General features: G+C 76.5%; 11 protein-coding genes. 4 read left to right on the top strand and 7 right to left on the bottom strand.

Annotated features, from left to right (window positions below):
• On the top strand, positions 1-1,802 hold a 1,802-nt coding region (locus PYV61_RS11350; protein WP_275831485.1), incomplete at its 5' end, for a CHASE3 domain-containing protein.
• Position 1,803: 1 nt separating this feature from the next.
• A complete protein-coding gene (locus PYV61_RS11345) occupies positions 1,804-3,174 on the top strand; it encodes a sigma-54 dependent transcriptional regulator (RefSeq protein WP_275831483.1) in 1,371 nt (456 codons plus the stop codon).
• Here PYV61_RS11345 and PYV61_RS11340 read toward each other — a convergent pair.
• Positions 3,171-3,911 (bottom strand): neutral zinc metallopeptidase, encoded by a 741-nt coding sequence (locus PYV61_RS11340; protein WP_275831482.1) that lies wholly within the window; start codon positions 3,909-3,911, stop codon positions 3,171-3,173. The two genes, PYV61_RS11345 and PYV61_RS11340, sit on opposite strands and share 4 nt — an antisense overlap.
• A 76-nt stretch (positions 3,912-3,987) precedes the next feature.
• On the opposite strand from PYV61_RS11340, the gene PYV61_RS11335 reads away from it, so the two are divergent.
• Both PYV61_RS11335 and PYV61_RS11330 read left to right on the top strand, forming a co-directional pair.
• Complete coding sequence (locus tag PYV61_RS11335; protein WP_275831479.1) at positions 3,988-5,139, top strand: iron-containing alcohol dehydrogenase; 1,152 nt, start codon at positions 3,988-3,990, stop codon at positions 5,137-5,139.
• Positions 5,136-5,564, top strand: coding sequence for a thioesterase family protein (locus tag PYV61_RS11330; RefSeq protein ID WP_275831476.1), 429 nt, complete (start codon positions 5,136-5,138; stop codon positions 5,562-5,564). Before PYV61_RS11335 ends, PYV61_RS11330 begins: the two co-directional genes overlap by 4 nt.
• A gap of 75 nt (positions 5,565-5,639) precedes the next feature.
• Here the strand turns inward: PYV61_RS11330 and PYV61_RS11325 are convergent, their stop codons facing one another.
• The 6 genes from PYV61_RS11325 to PYV61_RS11300 all read right to left on the bottom strand — a co-directional run.
• On the bottom strand, positions 5,640-6,854 hold the full coding sequence (locus PYV61_RS11325; protein WP_275831474.1) for an ROK family protein: 1,215 nt from the start codon (positions 6,852-6,854) through the stop codon (positions 5,640-5,642).
• A gap of 18 nt (positions 6,855-6,872) precedes the next feature.
• Positions 6,873-8,201 (bottom strand): ammonium transporter, encoded by a 1,329-nt coding sequence (locus PYV61_RS11320; protein ID WP_275831472.1) that lies wholly within the window; start codon positions 8,199-8,201, stop codon positions 6,873-6,875.
• Complete coding sequence (locus tag PYV61_RS11315) at positions 8,198-8,599, bottom strand: P-II family nitrogen regulator (protein ID WP_275831469.1); 402 nt, start codon at positions 8,597-8,599, stop codon at positions 8,198-8,200. Before PYV61_RS11315 ends, PYV61_RS11320 begins: the two co-directional genes overlap by 4 nt.
• A 171-nt stretch (positions 8,600-8,770) precedes the next feature.
• Positions 8,771-11,560, bottom strand: coding sequence for a phosphoenolpyruvate carboxylase (gene ppc, locus PYV61_RS11310; RefSeq protein ID WP_275831467.1), 2,790 nt, complete (start codon positions 11,558-11,560; stop codon positions 8,771-8,773).
• A gap of 229 nt (positions 11,561-11,789) precedes the next feature.
• Complete coding sequence (locus PYV61_RS11305; RefSeq protein WP_275831465.1) at positions 11,790-12,617, bottom strand: formate/nitrite transporter family protein; 828 nt, start codon at positions 12,615-12,617, stop codon at positions 11,790-11,792.
• The coding region (locus PYV61_RS11300; RefSeq protein ID WP_275831463.1) for a cytochrome c oxidase assembly protein at positions 12,614-13,104 on the bottom strand (491 nt) is incomplete at its 5' end. The genes PYV61_RS11305 and PYV61_RS11300, both read right to left, overlap by 4 nt.

The following is a 13,104-nucleotide window of genomic DNA, read 5'->3' as shown; positions in this document are numbered from 1 at the left end:
GTCTTCCTAAGACCGCTTGGCCTCCGACTTCGCTGCGCCGCGTGCTCAGCTCGCGCGCGCGCCGGCTGGCCCTCGTCGCCGGGCCGGCGCTGGCCCTCGCCGGGCTCGCGCTCACGCTCGACCGCGCGGTGCGCCGCGAGCGCTCGGCCGGCGCGCGCGTCGCGAACACGCAGGAGGTGCGCGCGGCCGTCGCGCAGCTGTTCGCCGAGCTGGCCGACGCCGAGACGGGGCAGCGCGGCTACCTGCTCACCGGCCGCGCCGAGTTCCTCGACCCGCACCGCGCCGGGCGCCGCGCGGTCCCGGCGACGACGGCGCGGCTGCGCGCCCTGACCCGCGACAACCCGGGGCAGCAGGCACGCCTCGACACGCTCGCGCGCGTCGCGGCGGCGCGCCTCGCGCTGCTCGACTCGGGGATCGCGCTGCACGACGCCGGGCGCCGCGGCGACGCGCTGGCGCTGGTCGCGATGGGGGGCGGCAACCGCCTGATGGGCGACGCGCGCGCGCTCGCCGAGCGGGTGGTCGCCGACCTGGCGCGGCTGCTGCGCGCGCGGCAGGTCGCGGCGGCGGGCGCGCGCCGGCTCACCGTCACCGCGTTCGTCGCCGGGTCGGCGGCCGTCGTGGCGGTCGCGCTGCTCGCCAACTGCGCGCTCGGCGGCGCGGCGGTCGCGGAGGCGCGGGCGCGCGCGTCGCTGGCGCAGCGCACCGAGGCGCTGGAGCGCGCGGTGGCGGTGCTGCGCGCCGCGCTCGACGCGCGGCGCACCGGGACCTGGGAGTGGGACCGCGCGACGCGCCGCCTCGAGTGGGCGACGGTCCACGAGCGGCTGCTCGGCCACCCGCGCGCGTCGGCGGACGGCGGCGAGGCGGCGTTCCTCGCGCTGGTCGAGCCCGCGGATCGCGAGCCGCTGCTGGCGGCGCTGGCGCGCGGGCGCGCCACCGGCGCCGAGCACGCGCACGAGTTCCGCCTCCGCCGCGCCGACGGCGGCGTCGCGTGGGTGCTCGGCCGCGGGCGCTACCTGCTCGGCGACGACGGCGCGCCGCTGCGCGCCACCGGCACCGTCACCGACGTGACCGCGCAGAAGGCCGCCGAGCGCGAGCGGCTGCGGCTGGAGGCGTCGCTGCGCGATCAGGAGACGATGGCCGCCATCGGCACCGTCGCCGCCGGCGTCGCGCACGAGGTGCGCAACCCGCTGTTCGGCATGTCGGCCGTGCTCGACGCCATGGACGCGACCTTCCCCGACCGCGCCGAGCTGGCGCCGTTCCAGGAGCGGCTGCGCGCGCAGGTCACGCGCGTCGGCGACCTGATGGCCGACCTGCTGGAGTACGGGCGCCCCGCGCGCGCCGAGGCGCGCCCCGCGCCGCTGGCGCCGGTGCTCGCCGAGGCCGTGGCCAACTGCCGCCCCACCACCGACCGACTCGCGGTGGCGGTCGAGACCACGCTCGGCGAGGCGCCGCTGCCGCCCGTCGCCATGGACCGCCGCCGCCTGGTGCGCGTGTTCCAGAACCTGCTGGAGAACGCGGCGCAGCACACCGCGGCCGGCGGCGTCGTGCGGCTGACGGCGGAGGCCGAGCGCGGCGGCGCGTGGGTGGCGTGCCGCGTGTCCGACCGCGGCCCGGGCATCCCGCCCGACCACCTGCCGCGGCTGTTCGAGCCGTTCTTCACCAAGCGGCGCGGCGGCACGGGGCTCGGGCTGTCGATCGTGCAGCGGATCGTGCGCGAGCACGGCGGCGAGATCGCCGCCGCCAACGCAGCCGGCGGCGGCGCGACGTTCACCGTGCGGCTCCCCGCCGCCGCGGAGGGGTGACGTGGCGCTCGTCCTCCTGATCGACGACGACGAGGCGATCCGCTTCGGCGTCGGCACGTACCTCCGGGCGCGCGGCTACGCCGTCGAGGAGGCCGACGGCGTGGTGGCCGGCGAGCTGGCGTTCCGCACGACGCGTCCGCACGCGGTGGTGTGCGACTACGAGCTCCCCGACGGCACGGCGCTCGACCTGCTGCCGCGGCTCCGGCGGATCGACGAGCAGGTGCCGGTGGTGCTGCTGACCGGGCACGGCTCGGTGGACCTCGCGGTGCAGGCGATCAAGGAGGGCGCGGAGCACTTCCTCACCAAGCCGGTCGCGCTGCCGGCGCTGGAGGTGGTGCTCGAGCGCGCGGTCGAGAACCGGCGCGCGCGCCAGCGGCAGCTCGCGCAGCGCGTGAGCGGGCGCGCCGGCGCGCGGCGCGACCCCGACCCGTTCGTCGGCGTGAGCCCCGCGATCCGCGCGCTGGAGGAGCAGGCGCACCGCGTGCTCGGCACCGACCGTCCCGTGTGGCTGCGCGGCGAGACGGGGGCGGGGAAGGGGGTGCTCGCGCGCTGGCTGCACGCGCGCGGCCCGCGCGCCGACGAGGCGCTGGTGGAGCTCAACTGCGCGGGGCTGCCGCGCGAGCTGGTCGAGTCGGAGCTGTTCGGCCACGAGAAGGGGGCCTTCACCGGCGCGGCACAGGCCAAGCCCGGGCTGCTGGAGGTGGCGCACCGCGGCACGCTCTTCCTCGACGAGATCGGCGACATGCCGCTCGACCTGCAGCCCAAGCTGCTGAAGGCGCTCGAGGACCGGCAGGTGCGGCGTCTTGGAGAGGTGCGCGACCGCCCCGTGGACCTGCAGCTCATCGCCGCCACGCACCAGGACCTCGGCGAACGCTCGCGGCTGGGGACGTTCCGCTCGGACCTCTACTTCCGCATCAGCACCCTGAAGCTCGACCTGCCGCCGCTGCGCGAGCGGCCGGAGGACGTGCCGCTCCTCGCGCGCGACCTGCTGGCGCGCGTCGCCGCCGACCTCGCGCTGCCGCCCGCCGAGCTGGCGCCCGACGCGCTGGAGGCGCTGCGCCGCTACGCGTGGCCCGGCAACGTGCGCGAGCTGCGCAACGTGCTGGAGCGCGCGGTGCTTCTAGGACGCGAGGGGGGCGTCATCGGCCGCGCCGACCTCGCCTTCGAGCGCGGCGAACGCACGCAGTCCCCGGCCGCGGGTGCGGCCGGGGACTGGGACGACCTCACGCTGGAGCAGGTCGAGGCGCGCCACATCGGGCGCGTGCTGCAGCTCGAGCAGGGGCACGTGGAGCGCGCCGCCCAGCGACTCGGGATCTCGCGCTCCTCGCTCTACGCCAAGATCAAGCTGTACGGGCTGCAGCCGAAGGGTTAGCGGAACTCGGCGAGGCAGGCCCCCGCGCCCCCTTCGAGCCCGGCGCCGAAGTTCTGCTGCCGCTGCTCGTCGGTGCCGTGCCCCATCAGCTGGGCCCGCACGAGGATCGCGCGGTCGGCGCGGCGGTCGCCGGTGAGCTGCGGCGTCGGGTCGCCGGCCGCGGCCATGCCGAAGAACGCCTCGTCGATGTCGCCCGGCTCGATCTGCCCCTCGGCGTCGGCCTGCCGCGCGAACGCGCCCGCGAGGCAGTCGGCCGTCTTCTCGTTCTCGTACGTGAAGCGCGACATCGCGCCCAGCTGTATCGCGACGGCGTGCCCCATCTCGTGCGCGATCACGCCGACCGCGGCCATGTCGCCGTCGGTCCCCAGCTCCTGCGCGGCGCGCTTGGCCTGCGCGGCGAGGAAGATCTCGTCGTAGTAGATGGCGTTGCTGCGCGGGCAGTAGGCGGCGTTGCCGTTGCCGATCACGCCGCACGCGGTGCGCACCCCGGCGCCGCGGAAGCGGACGAGCTGCGGCGCGGCGAAGCGCGCGCCGACGTCGGCGAAGTGCGCGCGCCACATCGGGACGAGCGCGCCGTAGGCCATCCGCGCCTTCGCGTTGGACGCGGCGACGTCGGCGGCGGTGAGGGAGAGCGGGGCGTCGGCCGGCGCCGGCGCGGCGCCGAGCAGCGGCAGGGTGCCCAGGATGGCGGCGGCCGCGAGCGCGCGGCCGCGCCGCAGGACGGTGCGGTTGGTCATCGTTTCACCTCCGCCATACGTACCCCCGGGCCGCGCGCGGGTTGCGCCCCCGCGCCCGGATGTAGATTCGCGGCCCATGAGCGGCTTCACCTTCGACACCCCGCCGCGCCTCGTCTGCGAGGACGGCGCGGCCCTCCGGCTCGGCGCCCTCGCCCGCGAGCTGGGGATGCGGCGCCCCCTCGTCGTCACCGACCGCGGCCTGCTCGACGCGGGGGTCCTGGCGGGCCCGCTGGACGCGCTCGGCGAGGCGGCGGACGTCGCGCTGTTCGCCGACGTGCGCGCCGACCCGCCGCAGGACACGGTGGAGGCGGCCGCCGCGATGGCGCGCGACCGCGGCGCCGACGGCGTGATCGGCCTCGGCGGCGGCAGCTCGCTCGACACGGCCAAGCTGGCGGCGCTGCTGGCGCGCTCGGGGGAGTCGCTGGCCGACGTGTTCGGCGTGGAGCGGGCGCGCGGGCCGCGGCTGCCGCTCATCCAGGTCCCGACGACGGCCGGCACGGGCTCGGAGGTGACGCCGATCGCGATCGTCACGACGCCGACGCACGAGAAGGTCGGGGTGGTCGCGCGCGTCCTCCACGCCGACGTCGCGGTGCTCGACGCGACGCTGACGGTCGGGCTCCCGGCGCGCGTGACGGCGATGACCGCGGTCGACGCGATGGTGCACGCGATCGAGGCGTACACGTCGCGCCGCCGCAAGAACGTCCTCTCCGACACGCTGGCGGTGCGCGCGCTGGCGCTCCTGTCGCGCCACCTGCCGCGCGCGGTCGCCGACGGCGCCGACCTCGACGCGCGCCGCGCGCTGCTGCAGGGGGCGGCGCTGGCGGGGATGGCGTTCGCCAACGCGCCGGTGGCGGCCGTGCACGCGCTGGCGTACCCGCTGGGCGGCCACTTCGGCGTGCCGCACGGGCTGAGCAACGCGCTCGTGCTCCACCAGGTGCTCGCCTTCAACCTCCCGGCCGCCGACCGGATGTACGCCGAGCTGGCGCCGTCGCTGCGCGCGACCGGCAGCGCCGCCGCGCGCCCGGCCACCGGGCAGGCGCTGCTCGACGGCCTCGCCGAGCTGACCGCCGCGCTGCCGCTCGAGCGCCGGCTGCGCGAGGTGGGCGTGGCGGCGGACGACCTGCCGATGCTCGCCCGCGACGCGATGCAGGTGCAGCGCCTCCTCGTCAACAACCCGCGCGACGTGACCTACGACGACGCGCTGGCGATCTACCGCGCCGCCCTGTGACCCCCTCGACGCGCGCCGCCTACCCGCACCACGAGCCGCTCGACACGCGCTGGGCCGACAACGACCAGTACGGTCACGTCAACAACGTCGCGTACTACGGCTTCTTCGACACCGCGGTGAACCGCTGGCTGATCGCGCGCGGGCTGCTGGATCCCGCCACGAGCCCCGTCATCGGGCTGGTGGTGGAGACCGGGTGCCGCTACTTCAAGCCGCTGTCGTTCCCGGAGCGGCTGAGCGTCGGCGTGCGCGTGGCGCGCGTCGGCACGTCGAGCGTGCGCTACGAGCTGGCGATCTTCCGCGAGGGCGAGGACGCGCCGGCCGCGGAGGGCCATTTCGTGCACGTGTACGTCGACCGGAGCACGCGTCGCCCGACGCCGCTCTCCGATGTCATGCGGGCGGCGTTGACGAGCATCGGACACGGATGAACACGGAAACCAGGGGAAGGACTTGAGACTCCAGTCTGTCCCCCGGTTTCCGTGTCCTCCGTGTCTGCGGTTCGATCAGCCCACTCGCGGCGCCGCGTAGGTGGGTGCCGCCACGAGCGCGACCGCGCCGAGCACCCGGTACTCCGCCGGGTTCCGGTCCGGCACGACGGGCGTCGCCCGCGCCGCGTCGGTCAGCGTGTCCTCGACCAGCGCCCGGCGGATCGGGCCGTCGAGCAGCTCCCACGCCGCGGTGATCTCGCCGCCGACGTAGATGCGCCCCGGGTTGAACGCGCTCACCATCGCCGCCAGCCCGCGGCCGATGTGGGTCGCCGTCTCGGTGATCGTCTCGACCGCCGCCCCGTCCCCGGCGCGCGCGCGGCGCACGACCTCCTCGACCGACTCGGCGGGGGCGCCGCCGCGGGCGTGGTAGCGGGCGAGCGTCGCGCCGTCGCCGCACAGCGCCTCCCAGCAGCCGCGCTTCCCGCACACGCACGGCGGGCCGCTGCGGTCGAGCGCGACGTGGCCGAACTCCCCCGCCGTGTGCGTCTCGCCGCGCAGCACCTCGCCGCGGTTCACCAGCCCCACGCCCACGCCGTCGGAGATGCTCACGTACGCGAAGCTGTGCCCGCCCGTGAGCCCGTCGGGCGTCAGCCAGAGGCGCGCGAGCGCGCAGGCGATCGGCGCGTTCTCGATGCGCACCTTGTAGCCGAGCCGCTCGGCGAGCAGGTCGCGCAGGTCGACGTCGCGCCAGCCGAGGCGCGGCGCGTACAGCACGCGCCCCGTGCGCCGGTCGACCATCCCCGGCATCACGAGGCCGGCGCCCGCCAGCGTGCGCTCCTCGCCGTCGGGCGCGTCGGCGCCGACGTGCAGCGCGGTGAGCGCCGGCACCCGCTGCGCGAGCATCTCCACCAGCGCCGTCGGCGTCCCGGGCGTCGGTACCGCCTCGCGCGCCAGCACGTGCCCGCCGAAGTCGGCCAGCGCGATCGTCGTGCGCTGTTGCCGCACGTCGATCGCCACCGCGACGTGGCGGTTGGTGCGCACGCGCAGCAGCGTCGGGCGTCGCCCGCGCTGCGGCGCGCGCAGCGTCCCCCCCTCGACCACCGCGCCGCGCGTCACCAGCTCGCGCACCAGCGGGGTGAGCAGGCTGCGGCTCACCTCCATCCGCCGCGCCAGCTCGGCGCGCGAGATCGGCTGGTGCTCGCGGATCAGGTTGAGGACGATCTGCCGGTTGACGTCGCGCGTCGTCGAGCGGGTGGCGACCCGGAAGTTCCGCGTGTTGATCTTGCGCATCGGAGGGGACTCGGCGGGTCAGGACGCGGGGGCGGGGCGGGGGGCGGCGACGATCTCGTGGGCGGGGACCAGCACCCCCTCGCCCAGCGGGAGGCGCCCGCCCGTGAGCCCGCCCAGCCCGCCGTGGTACGCCGTCTCGCCGTGCTCCGACACGTCCACCCCCGCCAGCTCGGCGTCGAGCGGGACGCGCAGCGGCTGCACCAGGCGCACCAGCAGCAGGATGCCGAACGTGGCCGCGCCGACGAACGCCATCGTCGCCAGCACCGCCAGCGCCTGCACGCCCACCAGCGCCGCGTTCCCCGCCAGCAGCCCGTCGGCGCCGGCCGGGTTCACCGCCTTGGTCGCGAACACCCCCGTCAGCACCGCGCCCACGATCCCCGCCGCGCCGTGGCAGGCGAAGACGTCGAGCGCGTCGTCCACGCCGGTGCGCGCGCGCAGCTGGATCATCGCGTAGCTCGCGCACGCCGCCAGCGCGCCGATCGGCAGCGCGGCGCCCGGCGTCACGAAGCCGGCGGCCGGCGTGATCGCCACCAGCCCCACCACCAGCCCCGTCGCCGCGCCGACCGCCGTGCAGGCGCCGGTGCGCGCGAGGTCGAGCACCATCCACGACACCAGCGCCGCCGCGGCCGCGGTGTGCGTCGTCGCCAGCGCCCCCGCCGCCACGCCGTTCGCGCCGAGCGCCGAGCCGCCGTTGAAGCCGAACCAGCCGAACCAGAGCAGCCCCGCGCCGAGGAGCGTGAAGGGGACGTTGTGCGGCACCGCCGGCGCGCCGCCGACGCGGGCGCGCTTGCCGAGCATCAGCGCCGCCACCACCGCCGCCGTCCCCGCGCTCACGTGCACCACCGTGCCGCCGGCGAAGTCGAGCGCGCCCAGCGCGCGCAGCCACCCGCCGTCGCCCCACACCCAGTGCGCGAGCGGCGCGTACACCAGCGTGGACCAGAGCACGCCGAACAGCAGGTAGGCGCGGAACGACAGCCGCTCCACCACCGCGCCCGAGATCAGCGCCACCGCGATGGCGGCGAACATCCCCTGGAACGCGGCGAAGGCGAGGTGCGGGATCATCGCCGCGTAGGTCGCGTTGGGCGCCGCGCCGACGCCGCCGAACGCCCAGTGCGCGAGCCCGCCGATGGCCGGCGAGCCGGGGGCGAAGGCGAGCGAGTAGCCGACCAGCACCCACTGCACCCCGACCACGCCGAGCGCGGCGACGCTCATCATGAGCGTGTTGAGCGAGTGCTTCTCCCGCACCATCCCGCCGTAGAACAGCGCGAGCCCGGGGACCATCAGCATCACCATCGCGGTCGACGCGAGCACCCAGGCCGTGTCGCCCGCCGAGAGCTCGGGGGTCACGCGCCCACCTCGTGGTAGGCGGTCCGGGCGGCGCGCTGCACCGCGTCGGCCGTCACCGGCGTCAGCGCCTCGCCGTCGCGCTCCCCGGTGCGGATCCGGATCACCTGCTCCAGCGGCTGGACGAAGATCTTCCCGTCGCCCACCCCGCCCGTGCGGGCGGCCGCGAGGATGGCCTGGATCGTCGGCTCCACGAACGGCTCGGAGCACGCCATCTCGATCCGCACCTTGTCGTGGAACTCCAGCAGCACCCGCTCGGCGCGGTACGACTGGACCACCTCGCGCTCGCCGCCGTGCCCGCTCACCGGCGTCAGCGTCATGCCGGTCACGCCGGCCCGGAACAGCGCCGCCTTGACCTCGGACAGTCGATCGGGGCGGATGATGGCGATGATCAACTTCACCGACGGGCCTCCGGGCCAGGGGGGATTCTGGCCGGAGGTTAACGGCGTTCAGGTCGGTGTGTCAACGAATTCGTGCACGAGGTGCATTAGTTCAGCGCGTGAACGAATACATATTCGCCCCCAGGGTGCCGATCGTCCGTCGAAACGTGCATGAAATGCACGATCGTGACGTCAGCCGGTGTTCCGGAGCCCCTGCGCCAGCCCGCTGAGCGTCGACGCCAGCGCCTCCGGCACCTGCGGGTCCACCCCGTCCCCCGCCGCCCGCCGCCGCGCCAGCAGCCCGACCTGCAGCAGCGAGAGCGGGTCGACGTAGGGGTTCCGCAGCGCGATCGCCGACCGCAGCACCGGCTCCCCGTCCAGCAGGCGGTCGGTCTCCCGGATCCGCAGCAGCACGGTCACGGTCCGCCGGAACTCGTCGGCCAGCCGGTCGAACAGCGCCACGTCCGCCCCCAGCCGGACCGCGTACGCCCGCGCGACCTCGAGGTCGGCCTTGGCGCACACCATCTCGATCTTGGCCAGCAGGTCGTCGAAGAACGGCCACGCCCGCGTCATCGCCCGCAGCGTCGCCAGCCCCTCGGGCGTCGCCGCCGCCTCGTCGAGCGCCGTCCCGACGCCCAGCCAGCCGGGGAGCATCAGGCGGATCTGCGTCCACCCGAACTGCCAGGGGATGGCGCGGATCCCCGCGATCCCGGCGCCCGCCCCCGGCCGGTACGCCGGGCGCGACCCGAACCGCGCCGACGCCAGCTCCCCTACGGGCGTCGCGGCCAGGAAGAACTCGAACAGCGCGGGGTCGTCGTGCACGAGCCCGCGGTACACCCCGACCGACCGGTCGGCGAGCCGGTCCATGACCTCGCGGAAGCGCGCCACCTCCGCCGGGTCGCGCCCCTCCCGCCAGTCGTCGAACGCCTGCAGCAGCGACCCCGCCACCGTCACCTCCAGCGTCCGCTCGGCAATCGGCGCCAGCCCGAACTGCTGGGAGATGATCTCCCCCTGCTCGGTGATCTTGATCCGCCCCTCGACCGTGTCGGGGGGGAGCGCCGCCAGCGCCCGCGCCACGGGCGACCCGCCGCCGCGCCCCACACTCCCGCCGCGGCCGTGGAACAGCAGCAGGTCGACGCCGGCGTCGCGACAGACCTCAGCCAGCGCCTCCTGCGCCCGGTACAGCGCCCACGACGACGCCAGGATCCCGGCGTCCTTCCCGGAGTCGGAGTAGCCGAGCATGACCTCCTGGCGGCGGCCGCGGGCGGCGAGTTGGCGGGCGTAGATCGGGTCGGCCAGCAGCGCGCGCAGCACGTCGGGCGCCCGCTCCAGGTCGTCCAGCGTCTCGAACAGCGGCACGACGTCCAGCCGCGACGCCGGCGGCTCGGCGGCCAGGTCGACCAGCCCCGCCTCGCGCGCCAGCAGCAGCACGCGCAGCAGGTCCTCCGCCGACGTGGTCATCGAGGTGACGTAGGTGCGCGCCGCCGCCTCCCCCGCCTCGTCCTGCACCGTGCGGACGGCGCGGAAGGTGTCGAGCACGCGGCGCGTCCCGTCCTCCACCGGGAGGTGCGGCCCGACCAGCGGCCGCCGCCCCAGCAGCTCGCGCCGCAGCGCGTCGGCGTCGAAGGGGGGCCCGCCGAGCCGCGCGGCCACGTCGTCGAGCGCCGCGCGGTGGGCGTCGGCGTGGTCGCGCACGTCCATGCGGTAGCCGTGCAGCCCGTGGGCGCGCACCAGCGCCACGAAGGGGTCGAGCGTCGTGCGGCACGCCTCCACCGCGCCCGCGGCGAGCAGCGCGTCACGCACCAGCCGCAGGTCGGCCTCCAGCGCGGCCGCGTCGGGGTAGGCCGCCGGCTCGACGTCGGGGCGCCCGGCGTCGCGCGCCGCCACCCGCCGCCGCGTCGCGTCCAGCCGCGCGGCCACGAAGGTCAGCTTGAGCCGCACCGGCTCGTCGGCGTTGCGGCGCCGGTTCGCCTCCCACACCTCGGGGAGCGCGGCGCGGTCCGCGTCCAGCGAGTCGAGCAGCGCCGCCGGCGGCTCGGCGAGGTGCGCCGCCACCGACGCCCGCTCGATCAGCGCCTCCACCCCCTGCCGGTAGCGGCCGAGGATCGCGTGGCTGGCGCGGCGCGCGGCGGCGAGGGTGACCTCCGGCGTCACGAACGGGTTCCCGTCGCGGTCGCCCCCGACCCACGTCCCGAGCCGCACCGGCGTCTCCAGCCGCAGCGCCTCGTCGGGCGCCCCGAACTCGTCGGCGTAGGCGCGCAGCAGCGCCTCGTGCGCCCGCACCCCCGCGTCGAGCAGCCGCGTCTCGAGGTACCAGAGCACGGTGCTCACCTCGTCGAGCACCGACGGCCGGTCGCGCCGCACCTCGGCGGTCAGCCACAGCAGCTCGACCTCCCCCTCCAGCGCCTCGTCGATCGACCGCCGCTCGTCGGCCGACGCGTCCTCGCGGCGCAGCAGCAGGTCGGCCACCCGCGCCTGCAGCGCCAGCAGCGTGCGGCGCGTCGACTCGGTGGGGTGCGCGGTGAGCACGGGGCGCACGTGCAGCCGCCGCAGCGCGTCGCGCACCGCGTCGCCCCCCAGCCCGCGCGGGCGCAGCTGGCGCAGCGCCCGCAGCACGGAGCCCGGCTGCGGCTCGGCGTCCCCGCGGTACGCCGCGCGCCGCCGCACGCGGTGCACCTGCTCGGCGGTGTTGATGAGCAGGAAGAACAGGGTGAAGGCCCGCGCCGTCAGCGCCGCCAGCGGCAGCGGCAGCGCCTCCACGCGCGCCAGCAGCGCCTCCAGCGTCGGCGCCCCCGCGTCCCCCCGCCGCCTCGCCCGCGACGCGCGGCGCGTCTCCTCCACGGTGCGGAACGCCTCCTCCCCCTCCAGCCGCCGGATCACCCGCCCGAGCGCGGCCGCCAGCCGCCGCACGTCCTCGTGCAGCGGCAGGTCCTCGGGACGCGGCGGCTCGGGCGGGGCGGGCACCACGGACGGCTCGGGCATCGGATCGGGGAAGAGGGAAGAGCGGTACCGGTGCGTCGCACGGCGGAGATCGGGGTACGACGCAGTGCCGGGTACGGCGAAGATCGGGGTGAACCGAACGGAGGGGTAGTTCGCAGAGCGGGGTACCGCGAGCCTACCAGACTCGAGCCGGTAGCTCCGCGGTACCCCGACTTTCGCCGTACCCCGCCCTTCGCCGTACCCCGCCCTTCGCCGTACCCCGTCGTTCGCCTCACCCCGCCTTCACCTGCGCGTGGTTCACCGCGGCGACGAGGAGGACGCCGCCGAGGGTGTTGCCGACGGCCACCACCGGGAGCCAGCGCACCGCGTAGGTGGCGAACGAGATCTCGCCCTGCACGACGAGGTAGAACACCTCGGCCGAGCCGGCGACGACGTGCTGCAGGTCGCACGCGGCGAGCAGCCACGTCATGATCACGATCACCGCCAGGCGCGCGCTCTCGGCGGCCGGGAGCATCCAGGCCATGAGCGCGATGATCCATCCCGCCGCGACCGCGCGCACGAAGGTGGCGCCGGTGCCGGGCGCGAGGACCTCGCGTCCCATGTCCACGAAGGCCGCGCGCACGTCGCCCGCGAACACCCCCGTGGTCGCCGCCGCCCAGGCGAACGCCATCGTCCCCACGAGGTTGGCGGCGAGCACCACCCCCCACAGCACCAGCACGCGGCGCAGCATCCGGACGCTCGGCCGCGCCATGAGCGGCACGATCGGCGTGAGCGTGTTCTCCGTGTAGAGCTGCTGGCTGCCGAGGATCACCACCAGGAAGCCCACCGCGTAGCCGAGACGCTCGACCAGCGGGCGCCACACCTCGTCGGGGAGGTGCGTGCGCAGCACCGCCTGCGCGGCCATCGACAGCCCCATCGAGAGCCCCGCGGCGAGGCCGGACCAGGCGAGCGCCGACGGCGCGCGCGCCAGCTCCTTCTCCCCCTCGCGGCGGATCGCCTCGTGCGTGACCCCCGCGCCCGGCGACTCGCGCTCGACGGCCTCGCGCCGCTCCTGCGGGTCGAGGTCCGCCGACCCCCGGTCGTCCGCCGGCGCGATCACGGGCGCACCGCGCCGAGCGCCCGCGGGGCCGGGCGGGGGCCGGCGTCGCGCAGCACCGCCGCCAGCACCGCGAGGGCGGCGAGCAGGTACGCGATCCCGCCCGGCACCCACATGATGATCCCCGCCAGCTCCTGGTCCTCCAGCGGCAGCAGCCCCCACGGCGCGGTGGTCGCCGCGTAGGCCGGGTACCAGAGCCGCGACGCGGTCGCCAGCAGCGCGCCCAGCGCCCCGGTGACGAGCATCGCGACGAACAGCCCCACCAGCGCCGGCCCGCGCGCCGCGCCGCGCGCGTGCAGCAGCGCCCACCAGAAGAGCAGCGCGCTGCCGAAGAAGCTCGCGTGCTCCAGCGCGTGCACCCCCTCGTGGCGCAGCGCCGCCTGGTACGGCCCGGGCAGGTGCCAGACCGCGACGGCCAGCAGGTGCAGCGCGGCGGCCGGCAGCGGCGCGCGGACCGCGCGCCACGCGGCGGCGACCGGCCGGCGGCGCG

The organism is Roseisolibacter sp. H3M3-2 (assembly GCF_029211165.1).
Lineage (GTDB): Bacteria > Gemmatimonadota > Gemmatimonadetes > Gemmatimonadales > Gemmatimonadaceae > Roseisolibacter.
This window is presented reverse-complemented; position numbering and strand designations above follow the sequence as displayed.